Origin of the sequence: Oceanobacillus sp. FSL K6-0251 (genome assembly GCF_038004725.1) — a bacterium.
Taxonomy (GTDB): Bacteria; Bacillota; Bacilli; order Bacillales; family Amphibacillaceae; genus Oceanobacillus; species Oceanobacillus oncorhynchi.
Window position 1 is genome coordinate 3,028,787 of the sequence record NZ_JBBORS010000001.1, and the last position, 22,971, is coordinate 3,051,757.

Genomic DNA, 22,971 nt, shown 5'->3' on the forward strand with positions numbered 1-22,971 from the left:
AAAGAAAGAAACGATTATTCCAGTACTTCTAACGTAATCTGATCATTCGTAAACACACAAATATCTCCTGCAATTTCTAACGCAGTTTGCGCAATCTCAGCAGCAGATAACTGCGGTGCTTTTTGAAGCAATGCTCTGCCGGCGCTTAACGCATAGTTGCCTCCAGAACCAATAGCAAGTATCCCATCGTCCGGCTCAATAACTTCTCCTGTGCCGGATACAAGGTACATATTTTCTTTATTCATGACTATCAGCATAGCTTCGAGCTTTCTAAGAACTTTATCAGAACGCCATTCTTTTGCTAATTCGACAGCAGCTCTTGTCAAATTGCCATTAAATGCTTGTAGCTTACCTTCAAATTTCTCAAATAATGTGAAGGCATCTGCCACAGATCCGGCAAACCCAGCCAGAACTTCTCCATTATACAAAGTTCTCACTTTTTTTGCGGTTTGCTTCATAATGACGGCATTGCCAAGTGTCACCTGGCCGTCACCGCTCATGGCACATTTTCCATTATGCTGCACCGCAAATATGGTTGTAGCATGCATTTGGGAGTCCATATATCCACCTCACTTATTTTTTATCATTTGCGCGCGGATGGCTTTTCATATAAGCCTTCTTCAAATGCTCTTTTGAAACGTGCGTATATATTTGGGTAGAGGATAAACTTTCATGTCCTAATAGTTCCTGCACAGACCTTAAATCAGCTCCCTCATTCAACATATGCGTTGCAAAAGTATGCCTGAGCTTATGAGGATGCACTTGAATATTTATAGAAGCTTTTTCTACTATTTTATTTAACACAGTACGAATGCCTCTTGTGGTTATCGGATTTCCTCTTGCATTTAGAAATACATTCTCTGTTTTGTTATTTGATTTATTCAGTAATTTTTTCCTTCCGTGGAACAGATACTTTTCTAAAGCCGCTTCCGCGAAACTGCCAAAGGGGACATAACGTTCTTTCCGCCCTTTCCCTTTTACAAAAATAGTTCCAATCGAAAAATCAATATCCTGCAAGCGCAATTGCTGACACTCGCTGACGCGGATTCCGGTTCCATACAGAACCTCCAGCAGCGCTTGATTGCGCTGCCCTAAATTTGTCGTCAAATCACTCACACAAAAAAGCTTCTCCAACTCCTCTTCATACAAAAAGCCTGGGACAGGTTTTTCTGACTTAGGGAGTGAAAGCTTCGTAAACGGATTCCCCACAATCAGCTTCTCCCGTTCCAAAAAACGGTAAAAGCTTCTCAGTGAAGATATTTTTCTGGAGACAGACCTTTTGCTTAACGCATTGTTATATAACTCTGTAAGAAATATCCGGACTTCCCGGTAGGTTACATCTTTTAAATCATATACTTCTTCTCTTTGCATAAAAGCTTCGAATGTTTCTAAATCAGTCCGATAAAATTGAATGGTATACGGTGAGGCATTTTTTTCAATTTGTAAATACTCTATAAACTGGTCCATGTATGTTTTTAAATTCACAAAGAAGTCACCTCATCATCGTATAACGGATAAAGCATAGCACACTCCTTCTGAGATTGCAATGAATTTAACTAAATTGTAATAAAATTCAGAAAGGTGCTTAGAGTTATGAATATTCGATGAAGTGAAAAAACAACGAAAGGGTGGTTAGGAGTATCTGAAGATCCTGTTTATTTCCATTCTATAAGTGTATCCACAAAACGATAAATAACTGCTCCAATAGCTTGGGGTCTTCCTGCTAAATAGTTGAACAGCTTCTGTAAAGGGAAATGCCTTACCAAATAGATTTTAATAACAATTATAATTTTAGTCAACTTTAACGATTATTATACGTCTAATTCAACGTTTCTAACTAACACGATGCATCTCTTTTTATTATTTATTTTACATTTCTTCACACACAGCAGAACAGAAGCAGCTGATGATATCAGCTACTTCTGCGCAACTTCCTTATATTCACAATTAGAGCATTGAACTTGCGTTTCTTTTTTACTTTTCTTTTCAACCAGCATGGAGTCACATTTTGGACACGTTCTGGCAATCGGTTTATCCCATGATACAAAATCACATTCCGGAAATTGGTCACAGCCATAGAAAGTTCTTTTTTTCTTTGATTTCCTTTCTACAACATCCCCCTCTTGACATTTCGGACAAGTGACACCAATTTTCTTTAAAATCGGTTTTGTATTTCTGCATTCAGGGAAATTGGAGCAAGCTAGAAACTTCCCATAGCGGCCCATTTTATATACCATTTCGTGTCCGCATTCTTCACAGGTAATTCCGGCAGGCTCATCACGTATTTCTACCTTTTCCATCTCAGCATCTGCTTTTTCAAGCCGTTTGCTGAAGTCCTGGTAGAAATCGTCAATAATTTGTATCCAGGCTGTTTTCCCTTCCTCAACAGAGTCTAAGTCTGTTTCCATTTTGGCAGTGAATTCTGCATCAATGACTTCAGGGAAAAACTCTTCTACAAGCTCGCAGACGATGGTTCCAAGCTCCGTTGGCACAAACCGCTTATTATCCATGGATACGTAGCCTCTGCGCTGAATCGTATCCAGCGTTGGTGCATAAGTAGACGGCCGGCCAATGCCCATTTCTTCCATTGTTTTAACCAGTCTTGCATCAGTATACCGTGGAGGCGGCTGGGTGAAATGTTGATTCGGCTTCACTTCTTTCGATTCAACTTTCATTCCCTCTTCCAGCTCCGGCAATATTTTATCTTCCTGTTTTTTATTGTCATCGTTGCCTTCCACATAAACTTTCATAAACCCTTTGAATTTTATCTTTGAACCGGTTGCACGAAACTCCACCCCATTGTTTAACAGGTGGACAGTCATCGTATCCATTACAGCAGGCGCCATTTGACTGGCAACAAAGCGTTCCCAGATCAGTTTGTACAAACGCAGCTGATCTCTTGATAAAATATTTTTTAATGCCTTAGGGTCCCGTAAAGTGGAAGTCGGGCGAATGGCTTCATGGGCATCTTGCGCGCCGCTTTTATTTTTAACAGGGCTTTGCTTGCCAAGATACGTTTCGCCATAGTTCTCTTTGATGTAGCCTTTTACTTCTTCCTTCGCCCCATCTGAGATTCGTGTGGAATCTGTACGCATATACGTAATTAATCCAGTAATCCCGCCTGAAGAACGCCCTAAATCAATACCTTCATATAATTGCTGGGCAATCATCATCGTTTTCTTTGCACGGAAGTTAAGTTTTCTTGCTGCTTCCTGTTGAAGGGATGAAGTAGTAAATGGATGTGCTGGATTTCGTTTTCTTTCTCTTTTTTTCACACTTTGAATGGTGAACTCTTTTCCGTCCAGCTTCTTTTTAACCTCTTCCACATCATCTTTTGTTTTAAGCTTTGTTTTTTTACCATCGACACCATAAAAGGCGCCTTCAAATGTTTCGTTTCCTTTTGCAAATAATCCGTCGATAGACCAGTATTCTTCCGGCTGGAAATTCTCAATTTCTTTTTCTCTATCAATAATCATTTTTAAAGCAACAGACTGTACTCGTCCGGCACTCAATCCTTTTTTCACTTTCTTCCATAGTATAGGACTGATATTATAGCCTACTAAACGATCGAGAACGCGGCGGGCCTGTTGCGCATCAACCAAGTCTAAATCTATCGCCCGGGGATTCTTAAAGGATTCTTTAATGGCATCCTTAGTAATTTCGTTAAAAACAACCCGGCATTTTGAATTTTCATCCACATTTAAAACATGAGCTAAATGCCATGCAATTGCTTCTCCCTCGCGATCCGGATCGGCTGCGAGATAGATTTTTTTGGCTTTTTTTGCTGATTTTCTTAAATCTTTAAGTATATCCCCTTTTCCGCGAATAGTAATATACTTTAATTTATAATTTTCCTCAACGTCTACTCCCATTTGACTTTTTGGCAAATCGCGAAGATGCCCCATGGAAGCTTTTACTGTATATTTTTTTCCTAAATACCGTTCAATCGTCTTTGCTTTCGCTGGCGACTCAACGATAACGAGATAATCTGACATGTACGTTCCTCCCATAATGAGGTTGACAATTTACGAATAGAAATCTTTCCTAATACTATAGATAGAATACGTTTTTGTCAAACACTATTTATTGAATAATCGAAAACTATAATTCCATTCTGTGTAAATATCTTCAGCAGATTGAATTAATTTTGCACCATCCTGAATAATTCGATTACACCCGGCACATTGTTCCAAAAGCGGATTGCCCGGTACAGCGAACACATCTCTTCCTTGGTCAAGGGCTTGATTCACCGTAATCATCGTACCGCTCTTCTTCATTGCTTCTATCACTAAGGTTCCCATTGTCAAGCCACTTATAATTCGATTTCTTTCCGGGAAATGATATTTTTGAGGCGGTGCGTCTGGCGGGTATTCAGATAAAGCCAGTCCTTGCTTTACAATCTTTTGATAAAGCGGCAAATGCTCTCTTGGGTAAATGGATCGAAAGCCGCCGCCTAAAACAGCAATCGTATTTCCCTGCCGTTTCAGTGTCAGCCGATGTGCCATACTGTCAACACCTCTTGCCATTCCACTGACAATCACCCATTTCGCATCAATAAGAGGCGCAATCGCCATAAATAGCTTTCCAAAGGCCTCATTTGACGGATTTCTTGTACCGATAACGCTGAGCATCGGCTGCTTTGCTAAAAGATCCAGATTTCCTGAACCATATAAAACGAGGGGTGCATCTTTAATTGTATTTAACATAGAGGGATAATATTCGTCAACTATTGTGATGATATGAAAATCTCTAGATTCTTCCAATATCTTCTTTTTTAATTGCGGATTATGAAGGTCTTTCAAGAGGATTTGTGCTTTTTGATGAGGAATTCGAATAATTTGTGACAATTCGTACGGGGACAGCTGATAAATCTTTTTTAGTTCAGGATCTGTTCGTACCCACTTGCGTATAAAAGTACGTGTAGCATAACGGCACCGGCTGAGATGAATAAAATCCAGCCGATCAAAAAGATAATTCAATCCATATCCTTCCCTTCCTACTTAATTGAGGCTGAAAAACCCGGACAAAATTCTACTTCCTTCTATATTATAGAAGGAAGTAGAATCCTCTGCCCAGGTACCTTAAAGTACTTCAACATGCTTAATGCGTTTTACATTTTTCCTCTAAACCATTTTCTTTCAATGCTTCAATCATTGTTTCTCCCATAACAGAAGGAGTTGCAGCTACTTTAATTCCGCAGGATTCCATTACACGGATTTTTTCATCAGCTGTTCCTTTTCCTCCGGAGATAATAGCACCGGCATGTCCCATACGTTTTCCTGGAGGTGCTGTTGCTCCGCCGATAAATCCGACTACGGGCTTTGTCATATTCGCTTTCACCCACTCAGCAGCTTCTTCTTCCGCGGTACCGCCGATTTCACCGATCATAATAACAGCCTCTGTTTCAGAGTCTTTGTTAAATTCTTCTAGTACATCAATAAAGTTTGTCCCGTTAACCGGGTCGCCGCCAATACCGACAGCAGTTGTCTGTCCATAACCAGCTTCGGACAATTGATGAACAGCTTCATACGTCAATGTACCAGAGCGGGATACCACGCCGATATGCCCTTTTTTATGGATATATCCTGGCATAATCCCAATTTTTGTTTCATCTGCTGTAATCACACCAGGGCAGTTTGGCCCAACAAGGCGTGTTTTCTTGCCTTCCATATAGCGTTTCACTTTCACCATATCCATTACCGGAATATGTTCTGTAATACAGATAACTAAATCAAGCTCTGCATCTGTTGCTTCAATGATAGCATCTGCAGCAAAAGGTGCCGGTACATAGATAACAGATGCGGTTGCTCCAGTAGCTTTTACAGCATCATCAACTGTGTTAAAAACAGGAACTCCTTCTACTTCTGTACCTGCTTTTTTCGGTGTTACCCCGCCAACAATTTTTGTACCATATTCCAGCATTTGTTTTGTATGGAAACGTGCAGTTCCACCTGTAATTCCTTGGACTATTACTTTTGTATCTTTATTAATATAAACACTCATTATAAGTCCGCCCTTTCCTATTTTTACGTCCTCTATTTGTAAGTCAATACACGGTAACTGCTTTACTTCACTGCAGCAACAATTTTCTCTGCGCCGTCTGCCATAGAGGTTGCAGAAGTAATATTTAGACCTGATTCATCTAAAATTTCTTTGCCCCGCTCTACGTTTGTACCTTCTAAGCGGACAACTAATGGTATAGTCAAGCCAATTTGCTTCGTTGCTTCTACAACACCTTCAGCAATAACATCACATTTCATAATTCCGCCAAAAATGTTTACAAAAATTCCTTTTACATTTTTATCTGAAAGAATGATTTTAAATGCTTCGGTTACTTTTTCGGCTGTAGCACCGCCCCCTACATCAAGGAAGTTAGCCGGATCGCCGCCATAATGCTTAATAATATCCATTGTAGACATTGCTAAGCCGGCGCCGTTTACCATACACCCGATGTTTCCGTCTAATGAAACATAGCTTAAGTCATATTTAGAAGCTTGGATTTCTTTCTCGTCTTCCTCGCCTAAGTCACGCAGTTCTGCAATTTCTGGTTGACGATAGAGTGCGTTATCATCAAAGTTTAATTTTGCATCCAACGCAAGAACTTCGTTATCACCTGTAGTTACAAGCGGGTTAATTTCTGCGATAGAGCAATCTTTTGCAACAAAAGCATCATATAGTGCAGTCATAAATTTAACTGCTTTACCCAGTAATTCATCCGGAATATTAATATTGAATGCTAGTCTTCTAGCTTGATAAGGTGATAAACCAACAACAGGGTCAATCACTTCTTTAAAGATTTTTTCAGGTGTTGCTTCTGCCACCTCTTCAATTTCTGTACCGCCTTCTTCAGACGCCATCATAACAACTCTTGATGTGGCACGGTCAAGAACTACCCCTACGTAATATTCTTTCTGAATATCACAGCCTTCTTCAATAAGTAAACGTTTTACTTCTGTGCCGTCAGGTCCGTTCTGATGTGTTACAAGCGTTTTCCCTAAAATTTCATCCGCATATGTACGAACTTCCTCCAGACTCTTTGCTACCTTTACCCCGCCGGCTTTACCGCGTCCACCTGCATGGATTTGCGCCTTGACAACGGTTACAGACGAGCCAAGCTTTTCCGCAGCTTCTACAGCTTCGTCTACAGAATAAGCAACATGACCGTTCGGAACGTTTACACCAAATTCTCGTAAAACTTGTTTACCTTGGTACTCATGAATGTTCATCTTCCATCCTCCTATCAAAATCAATGCACTACTATTGTATTAAAAATATAGGAAATAAACAAGAAATAGGGAACATAAAAATCAATATTATTTCTTAACCCGCCAAAAGTATGGACACCGTTGTAAAATAGAAAATGAATGGTTCCTGACTAAACTCTTGTTCACCTATTCTCTATTCCAGTTTGTTTATCTGCCCGATAGATAAAAGCAAACACTTCTGACACTACCTGAAATAACTCCTCTGGAATCTGTTCATTGATATTTAATTCAGCCAGTACCTCGACTAAGGAAGGGTCTTCTAAAATTGGTATATCATGCGCCTCTGCCCGCTCAATAATTTCTTCTGCAACAAAGCCTTTTCCTGAAGCCATTACTCTTGGTGCATCGTCCATACTCTGCTCATAGCTTAAGGCAACTGCTTTTTTTCGTTTTTCATTCATACTCGAAAATCCACCTTTCCAGAACCAGGCCTTTCCTCAGCAGTTTTTATTGCCTGACGCTGTTGTTTTTCTGCTTCCGTATAGGGCTTGCAGGTAACTGATGCCACGTGATAATCCATGCTTTCTAATGCTTCCTGCAGATTAGGACGAAGCTTTTCCACCAGCACCGGGGTTGTAGCCTGATCGTTATAGATGGTGATAGACAGTGATTTTTTTTGAACATGCAGATCAACAATGGTTTCTTTCATTCCGTGCAGATTCAGGTCAAAAATAATACGGCAATGCTCCGGATCAATCCTCCCGTCAGCAGTCTTCTTGCCCTCAAAATGCAAATCGATATCCTTGGATACCCCCAATTTTTGTCCAGGTATCTGTATATTAGCCTGAATAAAATAACTGCTGTCATTCATGTTATTTAATTGTATGCCATTTAAAAAATGAACCACCTGCTGTGCGTTATCCCTGCTGATTCCACCACTGCTGCTCTGAAGCATTTCTAGTAATAAGTGTTTGAACTGCATCGTGTTTGCATCATCTGTTTTCAACGAATTTTCAGCATTCAGTCCGGCATCGCGGAGAACCCACTGCATTTGCTGCAGGAACTGTTCTTTAGGATCATGGATGGTATTTTCATTTGAAGCTATCCATATATTTATGAACCGCTGCAGTGCCTGATAGGTTTTCGGTTCGGCCAAAGCTTCCAGTAATGAACGCACGGTGCCGCTCTCCTGGGTAACCGGTGATTGATTGGCGAAATACTGCGGAAACTCAGCAGCCAGAGTTGACTTGGGCTGTACTGCAGCATTGTTTCCTTGCATCAGTGCTCCTTGTAACGCTTTAGCTTCAGTCATTAATTGCTTTTGATTGCCTAAAATAGACTGAATCTGCTCCTTTACTCCTTCGAAACTGCTTGTAAATGGCGCGGTTACTGGCCCTTGATTTTGTGATACAGGCGGGTTCCATTGCTTTAATGCATTTATCCAGCTTTGTTTATCCAGGGCTTTGGAAACCATTCCTAAGTTTTGCAAAAGAGGAAACAGTACTGGTTTCTCAGCTTGTGCATCGGCTGTCAGTACAATTCTCATCGCTCTTTCATTCGAAGTTCCCAAAATATTCGAGAACCGTTCTAACATTGGAAAATTTTTAGAATCAGATAAAGCCTCGATAATTTGACGGACATTTCCTTCATTTCCTAATCCTTTATCTGAAAAAGATTGCGGAAACTGCGCTTCTATACTCTGCTTCATCAGTGCTGCCGTGTTATTGCCTTGTTGTAGTACAGGCTTCGCTTCTGCTGTCAGCTGCTGCTGAGTAGCTAAAATAGATTGAATCTTCCCCTTTATTTCTTCCAAACCAGCTGTAAATGGAGCTGAAGCCGCCGCTTGATTGGGCGGCGTTTGTGTAACAGGTGAATTCCATTGCTGCAAAATATTTGTCCATGCCTGTCTGTCCAGTCCTTTAGAAACGAAGCCGAGGCTTTGAAGCAGCGGAAATAAAACAGGCTTTGCAGCTTGAGCATCGGCACTCAAAATGGCACGCACAGCGCTTTGTTCAGAAGGAAAACCTTTAAGTATGTGTTCCAGGCTAGCCCGCAACATCGGCTGCTGGCCGGGAAGAAGGGAACGTTCCAGCGACGCTAAGCTCTCACTAAAATTGCCGTTTTGAAACGCCTGCACTGCTTGGAATGAAGCTGGCGTTACCGGGATACGCATTTTCATTAACTCCATAAGAATAGGCTGTGCTTGCTTCTGTGAGATTTTGTTATCCTGAATATACTGTATTGCCTGCATCAAATCACTTCTCTGCATGGGCACTTGTTCTCCGACAAGCGCACTGGCCAGCTGGAACGATAATTTATTTTCTTTGATGCCAAGCTGCTGGAGAAGATGACGAGTCATCTGCTGCCCATTATGCTGCTCACCAGTCATTACTTTTAATTCAGGCATCTTCCCTTCATGGGATGTTACTTGAAAAAAATATTTTCCGCCCACAGAAAGAGAAGCCTCCAGCTGGGCAATTAGCTGGCTGCCCTGAATTTGAATGGCTGCTCGTTGATTTGGAAAAAGCTGCTTTACTGTTCCTTGTAAAATATCCCCTGTCTTCAGATTATGAAGCAGATTCGCCTTGGAAGGATGCAGTAATTTAGCCGCCTTTACATTGTCTTGAATCCGCATAGGCTCTCCTCTTTTTCTTTATCATTTTCCCATTGTTTTTATTGGTGCAAATGATGTTCTATGGTAAGGCGTCACCCCAAATTGATTCAGCCCTTCTAAATGTGCTTTGGTCCCGTATCCCATATTTTTATCAAAATCATAGCCGGGATATTTCTTATGTAATTCCTTCATATACTGATCACGGGCTACCTTTGCCAAAACACTGGCAGCCGCAATACTGACGCTTGACGCATCTCCCTTGATAATCGCTTCCTGAGAACAGGTTAAGCCGGGCAAATGAACTGCATCAACCAGTACATGCTCAGGAGATGGAGTCAGCCCTGATAACGCATCATACATTGCTTTTTTGGTTGCTTCATAAATATTAATCGTATCTATAGTCTGATTATCTATAAATGAAATATGATAGCTGACAGCATGCTCTTTGATATAGGTGCTGTATTCTTCCCTTACGTTTTCTTTTAGTTTCTTGGAGTCATTTAACCCGATTAATTGAAAATCTTTTGGAAGAATCACAGCAGCTGCTACAACAGGACCTGCAAGCGGACCTCTGCCGACTTCATCCACACCTGCTATATTTTCTATTCCATTCATATATGCATTGTTCTCATAGCGCTGCATATCAGCAAACTGTTTAATTAAACGTTTTTCACGCTCTTGTTTACGCTGATAGGATTGTACCAGTGTCTGAACGCCTTTCCTTTCGTCTTGAAGAATTACTTCCCATTCTTCTGCTGTCAGGGTACCTTCTTTAAGTAACCCTTTAATTTCTGCGATTGATTGCTTTTTCATACCTATCCTGCTTTCTTTTATTATCGTCATTTTATCAAACTTGTTAAGCTATCTTTTTAAACATCTTCTATAAATATGAAAATAGCCTACAAAGAAAATCCCTTGCAGGCTGTTAAATATATTTTATGGCTGTTCCAAAGTGAACTTGCCTAATTTTCCTGTTCTTAAATCTTGAAGAACGATATCGGATACTTTATCAAAATTCACATGACCGCCGCTTTCTAATGCGCCTCTTTTTCTGCCGATATCCTCAAATAGTTCTACCATGTCCGTACTATCTTCTACAGCATAGCGTTCCTTCAGGTAATTCGGATATTCTTCAAATAAGAAGCGAATAACAAAGGCTGTAATATCCTGAAGAGGAAGCAGCTGGTCTTTTATTGTTCCGATTGCCGCCAGCCGGTATCCTACAGCCTCTTCTTCAAATTTCGGCCATAAAATACCTGGTGTATCCAGTAATTCGAAGTCTTTCTTTATTTTAATCCATAATTGCTGTTTAGTAATTCCGGGACGATCTCCCGTCTTCGCAATTTTTTTATTGGCAAGCCGGTTAATCAAAGTAGATTTCCCCACATTCGGGATACCAACGATCATTGCTCTGGCTGGTCTCGGCTTAATTCCTTTCGCCTTCAGCTTGTCCATCTTTTCTTGTCCCATTGCTTTGGCCAGCTGAACAACCTGCTGTATATCTCCTTTTTGATTCACATCGACCGCTGCAGCCTGTATCCCCTGCTCCTGATAACCTGCTATCCATTCAGCTGTTTTCGCAGGGTCAGCTAAATCTTTTTTCATCAGTAAGACAAGCTTAGGTTTTTGCCCTAAAACCTCTTGCAGCATCGGGTTTTGCGAGGAGTACGGTGCTCTTGCATCAACCAGTTCAATGACAAAGTCAACAAGCTTTAATTGCTCCTGTACTTCTCTGCGCGCCTTCGCCATATGACCGGGAAACCACTGTATAGGCATATTTTTTCACCCTCCTTATTCACTAAAGTGTATACGATTCAATGGCCAGTAGACCAGACTTGCCTCTCCGACTACCTCATCCATCGGTACTACTCCGATAATTCGGCTGTCTGTTGAGTTGCTCCGATTATCGCCTAGTACGAATACGGAATCCTCAGGAACCACTTCATAGCCTTCTTCCAATTCTTCCAGTTCGAAATCATTTGTAAAGACCTGATCATTTAAGAACGGTTCATCTACCGGTTCCCCATCGATATACAGTACATTATCTCTCACTGCTACATGCTCTCCAGGCAGTCCAATAACACGCTTAATAAAATCATTTTGCTCAGGAGCATGGAACACAACAATGTCAAAACGATCTGGTTCTCCAAGCGTATAATTAATTTTATTAACAATCATTTGATCACGGTCATGCAAGGTTGGCAGCATCGATGGTCCTTCTACAACGATAGGCGCAAATAAGAACATCCGCACTAAGAACACAAAACCTACAGCAAGAAGGATAGCTTTTATCCACTCCAACCACTCATTCTTTTTCTTTTTTTGCTCTTTCTCTGTCATCTGATTTCCTCCGATAACTTCAGTCTACCTTATATTGTAGCTAGTAAGTGTTAGATAAACAAATTCTAAGTAGTATTATTTTTATTAAAGTGCCTGTTCAAAAGTTCGTTAAATAGGACCAGTCAGCTAAGAACGCGACGTCCTGAGACTGCGATTTTAGTAAAAGTTCGTCTAATCACCGTGTTATTTTTATTCCTTTTTATTGGACTTTTTGAACGTTCTCTTTAAGAATGAAAAAGAGCTACTGCCATGATTGACGTAGCCCTTTTGTATTCGTTTCATATCCTCTGCCGGCTGATTAGCGACGTTCTTTAATACGAGCAGCTTTTCCGCGCAGGTTACGCAGGTAGTAAAGCTTCGCACGACGTACAATACCGCGACGAGAAACTTCAATTTTATCAACTCTTGGTGAATGTAATGGGAAAGTACGCTCCACACCAACACCGTAAGAAATTTTTCTTACTGTGAATGTTTCGCTGATTCCGCCGTTTTGACGTTTAATTACAACACCTTCAAATACCTGAATACGCTCACGACTTCCCTCTACAACCTTCACGTGCACCTTTAAAGTGTCACCAGGTCGAAAATCAGGATGGTCTGTACGTAATTGATCTTTGGTTACGTCTGCAATAATTTGTTGCATGATTTTCACTCCTTCCAAACTAATGCTCATGCCCTTTTATCTGAACAGCGGAACATCGTTTTACATGCTTACACGCACATAAGCACAATTAATAATATAGCATATTATGGCGTAAAGCACAACTATTTTTCGTCATTTTTTAATTCTTGAAGTATTTCTTTATCTGTTGTATCTAACGGTTGATTTTCTAATAAATCAGGGCGTCTTTCAGCAGTTCGCCTCAAGGATTCTTTCCTTCTCCAGGCTTCAATATTCGCATGGTTTCCGGATAAAAGGACTTCTGGAGCCTTCATCCCGCGAAAATCCGCAGGGCGAGTGTAATGGGGGTGTTCCAATAATCCAATCGAAAAAGAATCCTGCTTTGCGGAGGCTTCGTTTCCAAGAGCCTCTGGCAATAAACGAACAACACTGTCAACAACAACCATTGCCCCTAATTCTCCACCAGTTAAGACATAGTCTCCTATAGAAATTTCATCCGTTACAAGATGCTCACGAATTCGCTCATCATATCCTTCGTAATGACCGCAAATAAAAATCAGATGCTCCTCCTGAGCCAGCTCCTCTGCTTTTTTCTGTGTGTAAGGCTCTCCCTGAGGGCACATCAAAACAACACGCGGACGGGAAGTTCTCTCTTTTTTCACCGCTTCAACAGCATCAAATACAGGCTGTGGCGTCAGTACCATACCTGCTCCGCCCCCATAAGGATAATCATCTACTTTTTTATGTTTTTGCGTGGAATAATGACGAAAATCAACAAGCTGATAAGAAAACTGATCTTTATCAGCCGCTTTTTTCAGGATAGAACTTTCCATCACACCATAAAACATTTCCGGGAAAAGTGTCAGAATATCAATATGCATCTAATCTAACATCCCTTCCATTAACTCCACTGAAATAACTCCAGTCTGAATGTCTACCTTTTTGACTACATCTTCAATATAGGGTATTAACAAATCCTTCTTGCCAGGCCTTTGTACTACCCAGACATCATTAGCGCCGGGAGAGAGGATTTCTTTCACTTTCCCTAATGTATCTCCCTCCGCTGTCTGAACTTGACAGCCGATAATTTCATGATAGTAAAACGCGTTCTCTTCCAATTCTGCTGTTTGATTTTTATCGATATACAAATTCATGCCTTTCCATTGTTCTACATCATTCAGATTGGCATATCCTTTAAATGTAATCAAATCAAACCCTTTATGAATGCGATGTGATCCAATTTCCAATGTGATATCACGCTGGTCTGATGAAATAATCACTTCATTTCCAGGCGTAAAACGTTCTTCGAAATCGGTAATGCGCAAAACCTTTACCTCGCCTTTAATTCCATGTGTATTCACGATTTTACCAATTTTTAATTTCTCTGTATGCATCTTTTTTCACCTATTTCATTCGTCGATTCGGATAACCTTATCATCTTTAATTACGATAGCCTGCTCCTTCATAAGATGGTGCCAATCGGAGCCTACTTCGACCTCAACAAGAGCTTCAACCTCTTTTTCAACGATTTCGCTACCCATTTTTAATTCATCTAACTGTTCTATCTTAAAATCTAACAGCTTCATTTTTTCCTGGCGATTTTTAATTTCCTGGTTAAACCGAGTTTCCATATCTGAACGAACATTTGCATTTTTGTTCTTTAATTTTCTCATTTCAAATTGGAGTTGTTGACACTCTTGTTCAAGACGTAATTTATGATTTGTGAAATTTTGGCGGATTTTTTCTTTGCTGTCCTCTGTCACGACTACCTTAATGGGAACTTTTTTAATTAATTTCATTTCAATTCAGCTCCTGCCTGATAGATTCGGGTTTAAATGTGTAAAAAGGGAAAGTTGAGCCCTAAAAGCAGGGTCAGCTTTCCCTTTACCAAGTTATTCAGAAAGAATGTATTCTTTCTGAATACGAACCTTACATAATATCCAAAAAAATACGTTTATTACCACCAGTGTTTGCTGCGTATACAACAGTTCGTATTGCTTTTGCAATCCGGCCGTTTTTGCCAATGACTTTTCCGACATCGTCCGGATGAACAGTTAAATGATACGTAACTTTAGAATCTTCTTCCGTTTCTTTTATCACAATATCATCCGGATAATCTACTAATGAGGTAACAATCGATTTAATCAGGGCTTTCATGATATCACACTACTTATTTAGAATTTTTTTGTTCGTGAAAATTCTTCATGATGCCTTCGTTAGAGAATAGATTACGTACTGTATCGCTTGGTTTTGCACCTTTTGTCATCCAATCAAGTGCTTTTTCTTCATCTATTTTAACCTCAACTGGATTTACTACAGGATTGTACGTACCAATTTGTTCGATAAAGCGACCATCACGTGGAGAACGAGAGTCTGCTACAACAATACGATAGAATGGATTTCTTTTAGAACCCATACGTTTTAAACGAATTTTTACTGCCATGCTTTGCACCTCCAATAATTATCTTATCACAAGAATTGATTTTAACAGATAGTTTTTAGTCTGTAAAGTATTTTTCCATTACAAGCTTATTTTATTACAAAAAAGCATGAAAATCAACTCTACATGAAAGGAAATTTAAATCCGCCGCCTTTTCCTTTTTTCCCTTTTTGCATATTGGTCATTTGCTTCATCATTTTTTTCATTTCCGAAAATTGCTTTATTAAGCGGTTGACCGCTGCAACAGAAGTTCCCGAACCTTTTGCAATCCGTTTTCTCCTGCTTCCATTGATAATACTCGGCTCCTGACGCTCTTTTTTCGTCATGGATTGGATAATTGCCTCAACTTCGGTCAATTGGCTTTCATCTAATTGGGCATTCTTCAAGCCTTTCATCTTGTTTGAGCCTGGAATCATAGCCATTAAGTCATCTAACGGCCCCATTTCACGGACCTGACCCATTTGTTCCAGGAAATCGTCAAATGTAAAGGACATCGTACGCATTTTTTCTTCTAATTCTTTTGCCTGTTTTTCATCCACGTTGGTCTGAGCTTTTTCAATTAAAGAAAGCACATCCCCCATACCGAGAATCCTGGATGCCATACGTTCTGGGTGGAAGGCTTCCAGCTGATCCAGTTTTTCTCCCATCCCGGCAAATTTAATCGGCTTGTCCGTTACCGCTTTGATAGAAAGCGCCGCACCGCCGCGGGTATCCCCGTCTAACTTTGTCAGAACAACTCCTGTAATATCAAGCTGTTCATTAAAGCTTTCTGCTACATTAACAGCATCCTGCCCAGTCATGGAATCAACCACTAAAAAGATTTCATCTGGTTTTACATCTGTTTTGATTTTCTGTAATTCTTTCATCAGGTTTTCATCTACATGCAAACGGCCGGCCGTATCAATAATGACATAATCATTGTGATTCTCTTTTGCCTGAGCAATCGCCTGATTGGCAATATCAACCGGATTTGCTTCTGTTCCTAATGAAAAAACAGGCATATCCAGCTGTGTACCGAGCGTTTCCAATTGTTGAATGGCTGCCGGACGATAGACGTCACATGCAACTAATAACGGATTACGGTTATGCTTTTTACGTAAATGGTTCGCAAGCTTTCCCGTGGTGGTCGTTTTACCTGCACCTTGTAAACCAACCATCATAATAACGGTCGGCGAACGGTCGGCGACAGCAATTTTACTTTGCTCTCCACCCATTAAATTCGTTAATTCATCTTTTACAACTTTAATAACCTGTTGCCCTGGTGTTAAGCTTTCCATTACTTCCTGCCCGACCGCTCTTTCTTTTATCCGGGCAATTAATTGTTTTACAACTTTGAAGTTTACATCGGCTTCTAAAAGCGCCAGGCGAACTTCTCTTGTCATCTCTTTTACATCTTGCTCAGAGACCTTACCCTTACCGGTAATTTTCTTTATCGTACCTTGGAGACGGTCCGCTAATCCTTCAAATGCCATAGAAGGTATCCCCCTAATCTAAATCTAGTAATTGTTGAACATACTTTTTTGCCTCCGGATCTTTTACCGTTTCCGAAAGCTTCACAATGATTTGCTTACGTTTTTCAAATCTAGAAAAAAGATGAAGCTTATCCTCATAAGACTCTAACATTTTTTCTGTTCTTTTTATATTATCATATACAGCTTGTCTGGAAACTTCAAAGAGCTCCGATATCTCACCTAATGAGTAGTCTTCCAGATAATACATTTCCATATAACTGCGCTGTTTTGGAGTCAGCAGTGCTTGATAAAAATCATATAAATAATTTATCCGATTTGTCTTTTCCAGCAACGGGCACACCTCTTGTTAAGTGATTTTCCTTTACATTTATCATATCCAACTCAATCGGAAATTGTCAAGTAGTCAAGCGGGTTTCGCCTATTCCGTTTTCTCGCTCTCCTCACTCATTCCTAAATCAGAAAATAATCCAAATACAAAGGCATCTGCGTCAAATTGCTGCAGGTCATTGATCCCTTCACCTAATCCGACATACTTCACCGGAATTTGCAATTCGTTACGAATAGCCAGCACAATCCCGCCTTTTGCTGTACCATCCAGTTTAGTCAAGACAATTCCAGACACATCTGTTGCCTCTGAAAAGGTACGTGCCTGTGTCAATGCATTTTGACCGGTAGTAGCGTCCAAAACCAGCAAAACTTCATGGGGAGCACCTGGAATTTCACGTTCAATGACGCGTTTCACTTTAGCAAGCTCGTTCATCAGATTCACCTTATTCTGAAGTCTTCCTGCAGTATCACAAATGAGAACATCTGCTTCACGAGACTTTGCAGCTCTGATTCCATCATAAATAACCGCAGCAGGGTCACTGCCTTCGCTGTGCTTTATTACAGGAACGTCGGCACGCTCTCCCCAGATTTCTAGTTGGTCGATTGCTCCAGCACGGAAAGTATCCCCTGCTGCTAAGATGACATTTTTTCCATCTGCTTTTAATTGATGTGCAAGCTTGCCAATACTTGTTGTTTTCCCCACGCCATTTACACCAACAACAAGAATAACCTGTAATCCGTCTTCATCCAGCTGCAAATGCTGGATGGACGAATCTTCATCGCCATAATAAATATCTACAAGCTTTTCTGAAATAACATCCTTTATTTCAGAGGAATCCTTGATTTTTTGACGCTTTACTTCCATTTTAAGTTCTTCGACAAGATCCATCACAGTGGAAACACCGACATCTGCTGTAATTAATACCTCTTCTAATTCTTCAAAGAAATCCTCATCTACTTTACGATAACGTGCAATCAAATCATTTAATTTCCCTGAAAAGGTATCTCTTGTCTTTTTCATACCTTCCTGATATTTTTCGGAAACCTCCTTGGTTTCCTCGTTTTGCTTAAAACGCGCTTTCAATTTATCCATAAATCCCATATTGATATCCCCCTACGATTGAATCAATTCTTTTGTATCCTCTAATCGGACAGAAACCAGTCTCGACACCCCTGATTCCTGCATCGTCACACCATAAAGAACATCTGCTTCCTCCATGGTTCCTTTTCGATGTGTAATGACGATAAACTGTGTATCCTTGCTGAATTGCTTCACATACCTGGCAAAGCGGACTACATTCGCTTCATCTAAAGCCGCTTCGACCTCATCCAGTATACAAAACGGAACTGGACGGACACGCAAAATGGAAAAGAGAAGGGCGATTGCTGTTAATGCTCGTTCTCCTCCTGATAAAAGGCTTAAATGCTGCAATTTTTTCCCCGGCGGCTGCGCAATAATATCTACGCCTGTTTCTAATAAATTATCCGGGTTTGTTAATTTTAATTCAGCATGTCCGCCGCCAAACAAGTGCATAAACACCTGAGAGAATTCTTCTTTTATTTTTGAAAAAGTGGCTGAAAACCGCTCCTTCATTTCTGTGTCCATCTCTTCAATAACAGTATATAGCGTTCGCTTTCCTTCCACAAGGTCATCTCTTTGTTCTTTTAAGAACTGGTACCTTTCAGAAATACGCTCATATTCATCAATAGCACCTAAATTAATCGTACCCAGCTGGTTGATTTTATCCTTTAAACGGCTGACGACTGCTTTTGCCTCATCCATATTTTCAACCTTTGCATAATCACGTTTTGCCAATTCATATGTCATCAAGTATTCTTTTTCAAGCTGCTGCAGGTGGTTATCAAGCTCCACATCCAGGCGGTTTGATTTGACCTCCTGTTTTTGATAGTGCTCATTCGTCACGCTGTATTGTTCCTGCGCTTCTTTCAATTTCGCTTCCAGGGACTGCTGTTTGTCTAAGCTTTCTTTTCTTTTAGTGCGCAGCTTCTCTATGCTTTCCGTTAATCTCTGTTTGGAAGTTCTGGCATTGACAATTTTCTCTTCCATTTCTTCTTCTGTTTCTTCCTGATTTTTTATTGCCGTTATTGTCTCCAGCTCTTCGTCCACCTGTTTTTTTTCCTCAATTGCCCGTTCAAGCTGCGTCTCCAAAGCTTTTGTATTCGCTTTTTGATTTTTAAAGCGTTCTTCCTGCTCAGCCAGTGTTACTTTGATCTCGTAAAACGCATCCTGTAATTTTCCTTGCGTCTCTTTTAATTTCGCTTCTTCCTCTGTTAAATCATCCACTTCTTTTTGCACTGTTTGAAGCTTAATATTGATTTCTTCTAATTCTTTTGTCAGGACTTTATTTCGATCCGCTAATTCTGTGCGGCTCTGTTCATTCTGTTTTTTATCCATATCATAGATGGACAAATTGTCATTGATGGATGTCAGCTTCGCCTGAAAGGTTTGAAAATCAGCTTGACTTTCCTGCACCTCTTTTTGCATTTTCTGCACTTCTTGCTCGGTATCGCTGATTTTTTCATCCAGCTCTCGCAAATAATCTTTTTTCTTCTGTACACCTTGCTCAAATTGCTCTGTTTTCTGTTTGTATTCTGCCAAGCGCGCATGCAGCTCCTGCAGATCTTTTTCGCGGGTAAACAGCGATTGATTTTGTTTTTTCTGCGCTCCTCCTGACATAGAGCCTCCAGGGTGGACCATGTCTCCGTCCAGCGTGACAATCCGGTATCTGCGATGCAGTTTTATTGCAATGTCATTTGCATCCCGCAAGGTTTTAGCAATAACCACATTACCCATTAAATGCTGCACTGCTTTCTCATATTTTTTAGCTTTCGGCTGCACTAAATCAGAAGCAACACCTACAAATCCCGGGTGCTCCCTTACTTCCTGTTTTCCTTCACTGGATAAAAAACGGGGCTGAATCGATTTAAGCGGGAGAAAAGTTGCCCGCCCGCTATTGGTCTTTTTCAACCAATTAATCGCTTCTCTTGCCGCCTGGTCTGTTTCCACAACAATATTCTGTGCTTGTCCGCCTAATACGGTCTCCACTGCCGTAATATAGTCTTTAGGGACATCCATTAACTCGATAACCGCCCCTTCTATATCCTTCAGCTTGCCTTCTTCTCTTGCCCGTAACACCTGACGGACGCCCTGAAAGAAGCCCTGAAAGTCTTCCTTCATTTCTTCGAGCATTTCTTTTTTTGACTTTACTTTTTCAATGTATTGATAGCCTTGATAAAGCTTGGATTGCGCTTCCTCATATTGTGTGCGTTCTGATTGCAATTCAGCCTTTAACGTTTTTAATTGCTGCGCCTTCTTTTCCAGCTGGTTCTGGTAAGTCTGCAAGACCTCTTCCGCAGCTGTCTGTTTATCTTGCAGCTCATTTCTCTCCGTGAGCATATCTTTAAATTTCATGGATTGAGAATTATTTTTTGCTTCAATTTGCTCTTGCTGCCGATCAACAGATTGTTTTTCATTTCGATAAGCAGCCTGCTGGTTCAACAACTCGATATACTCCGCTTTTAAATCCTCAATTCGGTTAGCTACATCTTCCGGCCGCATTGCTAATTTCTTTTCTAATTCTTTTTTCCTGGCCAAAGTATCAGTCTTCTCAGCCTCTAACTGCGCCAGCTTCTCCTGTTCATTTATTTTTTGTTTTTCCAGCACACGAACATTTGAAGTAACCCGATCTAACTGCTGTACAAGCTTTTCTTTATTCTCATCTGCGTGCTTGGAGCGTTCATCAAACAGTTGCTTCTTTCCTTCAAATTTCTCCAGTCGTTCTGTTATATCTAATAAATCCGTCTGCAGCTGCTCTATTTCTGTTTCATATTGCTGTATATGTTTTTTTTCTTTTGCTACGTCCGTTTCGATCAGACGAATGGCTTCGGATTGTTCTTTCTGTTTTTTTTCGTTTACAGCTAAGTTTTCTAATACCTGCTGCCATTCCTGATGAATTTGTTCCATTTCCGTAATCAGCACAGAAATCTCTGTTTCTTGAAGTTCAGCCTGCAAGGTCTGATATTCTTTTGCTTTTTTTGATTGCTCCTCTAACGGATCCAGCTGCTGTTCAATTTCATAAACAATATCCTCGACACGATTCAGGTTCTCCTGCGTTTCAGCAAGCTTATATTCCGCTTTTTTCTTACGCTGCTTATATTTTAAAACGCCTGCCGCTTCCTCAAAAATCACACGGCGTTCCTCTGCTTTCGAGCTGAGAATCTCCTCCACTCTTCCCTGACTGATAATAGAAAAAGCTTCTCTGCCCAGACCGGAATCAATAAACAGATCAACAATATCCTTCAGTCGGCAAACCTGTTTATTGATATAAAATTCGCTTTCCCCAGATCGATAAACCCTTCTTGTCACACTGACTTCTTCGTAATCCAGCGGTACGCGCTGATCTTTATTGTCTAATACAAGGGTAACTTCAGCGATATTTAAAGGAGATCTCGAGTCACTCCCCTGGAATATAATATCTTCCATTTTGGATCCGCGCAGTGATTTCATAGATTGTTCACCCAGCACCCAGCGGATTGCGTCAGTAATATTACTTTTCCCGCTTCCATTCGGACCTACCACCGCTGTTACTCCAGGTACAAAATCTACGTTAATTCGCTCTGCAAAGGATTTAAATCCAACACTTTCTAATCGCTTTAAATGCATAATCATTCTCCTAAAAATCTAATCTTTCTATTTTATCGTATCTATTTATCGTTATCGTAAGAAAAACCAAGAATACCACTTGGTCTTTAAAATATCGATGTTCTTGCCAAAGAGATGTCCGCTCCGGGAAGTCGCTTTCCGCGGGCAACGTTCAGCCACACGGTAAGAAAACCGCTTCCTGCTCAGGTCTATCTGTTGCTTTTCCCGCAGGAGTAGACAACATCCGCTCCCATCTTTGAAGAAATATGTTTTATTTGCTTTCTTACAAAGAAATGAAGCTAATTCTAGCGACGCTTTTTGATGGGACGAGTAATCGCAGTCCCAGTCCCAGTGTGAAGACCCCGCAGAAAAAAAGTGACCTTCTTTTTTTCTACCCACAGGGCATAAGTGCGACTTTAGCTCTGTCTGCGCCTGTCGGCTTGCCAATCGCTAAGTCTTCTTTTCACCCTCGGGGCATAAGTGCGACTTTAGCTCTGTCTGCGCCTGTCGGCTTGCCAATCGCTAAGTCTTCTTTAAAGGAGATGAGCCTGGGGTCCACGGAAAGCGGAGTGTATTTCTGGGCCTAAGATTACTCACCCCATGAAACCCGTTGGAGCGGCTATATTCAGCATTTTTTTATACTTTCTTATTCTTTAAAAAGTGGCTGACAGCAGCCTCTCTCATCATTTCATACGCAGCTTTATGATTTCCAAAGCTGTGGCAAAGTGAACATTTCAATAAAATGAAACTTATTTCTTTCTTCCGCTGCTTGAATTGTTTAGCTAATATATTTTATCACATTATGACACTTTAGCCTATGCGCGACATGCTATTAATTCAGAAAGGAATGCTTTAACGAAGGATAAAAATTATGCTATAATTAACACTTGTTATAAGATTAATTTTATTTATTCGTACATAGCCCATTTGAAATACCATTCATTCCTATTTTGTACTTTTTCTATGTACGGATAAAATTCCTGAAGAGGATAAATAAGAGGAGGATACGATGCAGTTAGAGCAGCCAAGCAAGGAAAATATGGAGTATATGCTTCAAGAGTTAGCTGAAAAGCTACAGGTAGTAAATCGTTCAATTATGGACGCAGAGGATTATAACCTTGAAAAATATGAGGACTTAAAATGGATGTATGATATGGTTATCAGTAAAGGCCGTTTAAGCGCGTCAGAAACACAGGCCTTTATAAATGAATTAGCAGCCATTCGCAAATGACACAGAAAGCCTAAGGCTGCAACGCTTAGGAACTAGGGCTTCGATTACTCATCCCAG

The 22,971-nt window shown here is 40.6% G+C and carries 22 protein-coding genes; 1 reads left to right on the forward strand and 21 read right to left on the reverse strand.

Going from position 1 to position 22,971, the window contains the following annotated elements; all coding sequences use genetic code 11:
• Positions 1–14: 14 nt before the first annotated feature.
• From hslV to smc, 21 genes are all read right to left on the reverse strand, one after another.
• Positions 15–560: an ATP-dependent protease subunit HslV gene (gene hslV, locus MKY45_RS15195; protein ID WP_042535046.1), complete on the reverse strand. Its 546-nt coding sequence runs from the start codon at positions 558–560 to the stop codon at positions 15–17.
• A 13-nt stretch (positions 561–573) separates the two neighbouring features.
• On the reverse strand, positions 574–1,467 hold the full coding sequence (gene xerC / locus MKY45_RS15200) for a tyrosine recombinase XerC (RefSeq protein WP_341173485.1): 894 nt from the start codon (positions 1,465–1,467) through the stop codon (positions 574–576).
• A gap of 449 nt (positions 1,468–1,916) precedes the next feature.
• Positions 1,917–3,995, reverse strand: a complete 2,079-nt coding sequence (gene topA, locus MKY45_RS15205) for a type I DNA topoisomerase (protein WP_193064960.1) — start codon at positions 3,993–3,995, stop codon at positions 1,917–1,919.
• An 84-nt stretch (positions 3,996–4,079) separates the two neighbouring features.
• Positions 4,080–4,979 (reverse strand): DNA-processing protein DprA, encoded by a 900-nt coding sequence (dprA, locus tag MKY45_RS15210; protein ID WP_341173074.1) that lies wholly within the window; start codon positions 4,977–4,979, stop codon positions 4,080–4,082.
• 121 nt (positions 4,980–5,100) lie between these two features.
• Positions 5,101–6,003, reverse strand: coding sequence for a succinate--CoA ligase subunit alpha (gene sucD, locus MKY45_RS15215; RefSeq protein ID WP_042535052.1), 903 nt, complete (start codon positions 6,001–6,003; stop codon positions 5,101–5,103).
• Between the two features lie 62 nt (positions 6,004–6,065).
• The gene (gene sucC / locus MKY45_RS15220) at positions 6,066–7,226 is read right to left on the reverse strand and encodes an ADP-forming succinate--CoA ligase subunit beta (RefSeq protein ID WP_042535054.1); all 1,161 of its coding nucleotides are present in this window, start codon (positions 7,224–7,226) and stop codon (positions 6,066–6,068) included.
• Between the two features lie 161 nt (positions 7,227–7,387).
• The gene (locus MKY45_RS15225; protein WP_042535056.1) at positions 7,388–7,666 is read right to left on the reverse strand and encodes an EscU/YscU/HrcU family type III secretion system export apparatus switch protein; all 279 of its coding nucleotides are present in this window, start codon (positions 7,664–7,666) and stop codon (positions 7,388–7,390) included.
• Positions 7,663–9,840 (reverse strand): hypothetical protein, encoded by a 2,178-nt coding sequence (locus MKY45_RS15230; RefSeq protein ID WP_341173075.1) that lies wholly within the window; start codon positions 9,838–9,840, stop codon positions 7,663–7,665. The genes MKY45_RS15225 and MKY45_RS15230 overlap by 4 nt, the downstream gene beginning before the upstream one ends.
• A 21-nt stretch (positions 9,841–9,861) precedes the next feature.
• Entirely contained in the window at positions 9,862–10,632 is a 771-nt protein-coding gene (locus MKY45_RS15235) for a ribonuclease HII (protein ID WP_042535059.1), read from the reverse strand.
• Positions 10,633–10,755: 123 nt separating this feature from the next.
• On the reverse strand, positions 10,756–11,595 hold the full coding sequence (ylqF, locus tag MKY45_RS15240; RefSeq protein ID WP_341173076.1) for a ribosome biogenesis GTPase YlqF: 840 nt from the start codon (positions 11,593–11,595) through the stop codon (positions 10,756–10,758).
• A gap of 15 nt (positions 11,596–11,610) precedes the next feature.
• Positions 11,611–12,159 (reverse strand): signal peptidase I, encoded by a 549-nt coding sequence (gene lepB, locus MKY45_RS15245; RefSeq protein ID WP_042535062.1) that lies wholly within the window; start codon positions 12,157–12,159, stop codon positions 11,611–11,613.
• 298 nt (positions 12,160–12,457) lie between these two features.
• The gene (gene rplS / locus MKY45_RS15250; protein WP_042535064.1) at positions 12,458–12,802 is read right to left on the reverse strand and encodes a 50S ribosomal protein L19; all 345 of its coding nucleotides are present in this window, start codon (positions 12,800–12,802) and stop codon (positions 12,458–12,460) included.
• Between the two features lie 122 nt (positions 12,803–12,924).
• Positions 12,925–13,662, reverse strand: coding sequence for a tRNA (guanosine(37)-N1)-methyltransferase TrmD (gene trmD, locus MKY45_RS15255; protein WP_341173077.1), 738 nt, complete (start codon positions 13,660–13,662; stop codon positions 12,925–12,927).
• On the reverse strand, positions 13,663–14,175 hold the full coding sequence (gene rimM / locus MKY45_RS15260; protein WP_042535068.1) for a ribosome maturation factor RimM: 513 nt from the start codon (positions 14,173–14,175) through the stop codon (positions 13,663–13,665).
• Between the two features lie 15 nt (positions 14,176–14,190).
• Positions 14,191–14,580, reverse strand: a complete 390-nt coding sequence (locus MKY45_RS15265) for a YlqD family protein (RefSeq protein WP_042535069.1) — start codon at positions 14,578–14,580, stop codon at positions 14,191–14,193.
• Between the two features lie 130 nt (positions 14,581–14,710).
• On the reverse strand, positions 14,711–14,938 hold the full coding sequence (locus MKY45_RS15270) for a KH domain-containing protein (RefSeq protein WP_042535071.1): 228 nt from the start codon (positions 14,936–14,938) through the stop codon (positions 14,711–14,713).
• A 13-nt stretch (positions 14,939–14,951) separates the two neighbouring features.
• Positions 14,952–15,224 carry a 30S ribosomal protein S16 gene (gene rpsP / locus MKY45_RS15275; protein WP_042535073.1) on the reverse strand — a complete coding sequence of 91 codons (273 nt, stop codon included), beginning with the start codon at positions 15,222–15,224 and terminating at the stop codon, positions 14,952–14,954.
• Between the two features lie 119 nt (positions 15,225–15,343).
• Entirely contained in the window at positions 15,344–16,693 is a 1,350-nt protein-coding gene (ffh, locus tag MKY45_RS15280; protein ID WP_341173078.1) for a signal recognition particle protein, read from the reverse strand.
• A gap of 13 nt (positions 16,694–16,706) precedes the next feature.
• On the reverse strand, positions 16,707–17,024 hold the full coding sequence (locus MKY45_RS15285) for a putative DNA-binding protein (RefSeq protein ID WP_042535078.1): 318 nt from the start codon (positions 17,022–17,024) through the stop codon (positions 16,707–16,709).
• Between the two features lie 87 nt (positions 17,025–17,111).
• On the reverse strand, positions 17,112–18,122 hold the full coding sequence (ftsY, locus tag MKY45_RS15290; RefSeq protein WP_042535080.1) for a signal recognition particle-docking protein FtsY: 1,011 nt from the start codon (positions 18,120–18,122) through the stop codon (positions 17,112–17,114).
• Positions 18,123–18,134: 12 nt separating this feature from the next.
• Entirely contained in the window at positions 18,135–21,704 is a 3,570-nt protein-coding gene (smc, locus tag MKY45_RS15295; RefSeq protein WP_042535082.1) for a chromosome segregation protein SMC, read from the reverse strand.
• Positions 21,705–22,692: 988 nt separating this feature from the next.
• Here smc and MKY45_RS15300 point away from each other — a divergent pair.
• On the forward strand, positions 22,693–22,914 hold the full coding sequence (locus tag MKY45_RS15300) for a DUF1128 domain-containing protein (RefSeq protein WP_042535084.1): 222 nt from the start codon (positions 22,693–22,695) through the stop codon (positions 22,912–22,914).
• Positions 22,915–22,971: the final 57 nt, after the last annotated feature.

What these genes read in the sequence shown, in the direction of transcription:
- hslV (WP_042535046.1), bottom strand. Translation starts at nt 560, where the DNA reads ATGGACTCCCAAATGCATGCTACAACCATATTTGCGGTGCAGCATAAT.
- xerC (WP_341173485.1), bottom strand. Translation starts at nt 1,467, where the DNA reads ATGGACCAGTTTATAGAGTATTTACAAATTGAAAAAAATGCCTCACCG.
- topA (WP_193064960.1), bottom strand. Translation starts at nt 3,995, where the DNA reads ATGTCAGATTATCTCGTTATCGTTGAGTCGCCAGCGAAAGCAAAGACG.
- sucD (WP_042535052.1), bottom strand. Translation starts at nt 6,003, where the DNA reads ATGAGTGTTTATATTAATAAAGATACAAAAGTAATAGTCCAAGGAATT.
- sucC (WP_042535054.1), bottom strand. Translation starts at nt 7,226, where the DNA reads ATGAACATTCATGAGTACCAAGGTAAACAAGTTTTACGAGAATTTGGT.
- MKY45_RS15225 (WP_042535056.1), bottom strand. Translation starts at nt 7,666, where the DNA reads ATGAATGAAAAACGAAAAAAAGCAGTTGCCTTAAGCTATGAGCAGAGT.
- MKY45_RS15230 (WP_341173075.1), bottom strand. Translation starts at nt 9,840, where the DNA reads ATGCGGATTCAAGACAATGTAAAGGCGGCTAAATTACTGCATCCTTCC.
- MKY45_RS15235 (WP_042535059.1), bottom strand. Translation starts at nt 10,632, where the DNA reads ATGAAAAAGCAATCAATCGCAGAAATTAAAGGGTTACTTAAAGAAGGT.
- ylqF (WP_341173076.1), bottom strand. Translation starts at nt 11,595, where the DNA reads ATGCCTATACAGTGGTTTCCCGGTCATATGGCGAAGGCGCGCAGAGAA.
- lepB (WP_042535062.1), bottom strand. Translation starts at nt 12,159, where the DNA reads ATGACAGAGAAAGAGCAAAAAAAGAAAAAGAATGAGTGGTTGGAGTGG.
- rplS (WP_042535064.1), bottom strand. Translation starts at nt 12,802, where the DNA reads ATGCAACAAATTATTGCAGACGTAACCAAAGATCAATTACGTACAGAC.
- trmD (WP_341173077.1), bottom strand. Translation starts at nt 13,662, where the DNA reads ATGCATATTGATATTCTGACACTTTTCCCGGAAATGTTTTATGGTGTG.
- rimM (WP_042535068.1), bottom strand. Translation starts at nt 14,175, where the DNA reads ATGCATACAGAGAAATTAAAAATTGGTAAAATCGTGAATACACATGGA.
- MKY45_RS15265 (WP_042535069.1), bottom strand. Translation starts at nt 14,580, where the DNA reads ATGAAATTAATTAAAAAAGTTCCCATTAAGGTAGTCGTGACAGAGGAC.
- MKY45_RS15270 (WP_042535071.1), bottom strand. Translation starts at nt 14,938, where the DNA reads ATGAAAGCCCTGATTAAATCGATTGTTACCTCATTAGTAGATTATCCG.
- rpsP (WP_042535073.1), bottom strand. Translation starts at nt 15,224, where the DNA reads ATGGCAGTAAAAATTCGTTTAAAACGTATGGGTTCTAAAAGAAATCCA.
- ffh (WP_341173078.1), bottom strand. Translation starts at nt 16,693, where the DNA reads ATGGCATTTGAAGGATTAGCGGACCGTCTCCAAGGTACGATAAAGAAA.
- ftsY (WP_042535080.1), bottom strand. Translation starts at nt 18,122, where the DNA reads ATGGGATTTATGGATAAATTGAAAGCGCGTTTTAAGCAAAACGAGGAA.
- smc (WP_042535082.1), bottom strand. Translation starts at nt 21,704, where the DNA reads ATGCATTTAAAGCGATTAGAAAGTGTTGGATTTAAATCCTTTGCAGAG.
- MKY45_RS15300 (WP_042535084.1), top strand. Translation starts at nt 22,693, where the DNA reads ATGCAGTTAGAGCAGCCAAGCAAGGAAAATATGGAGTATATGCTTCAA.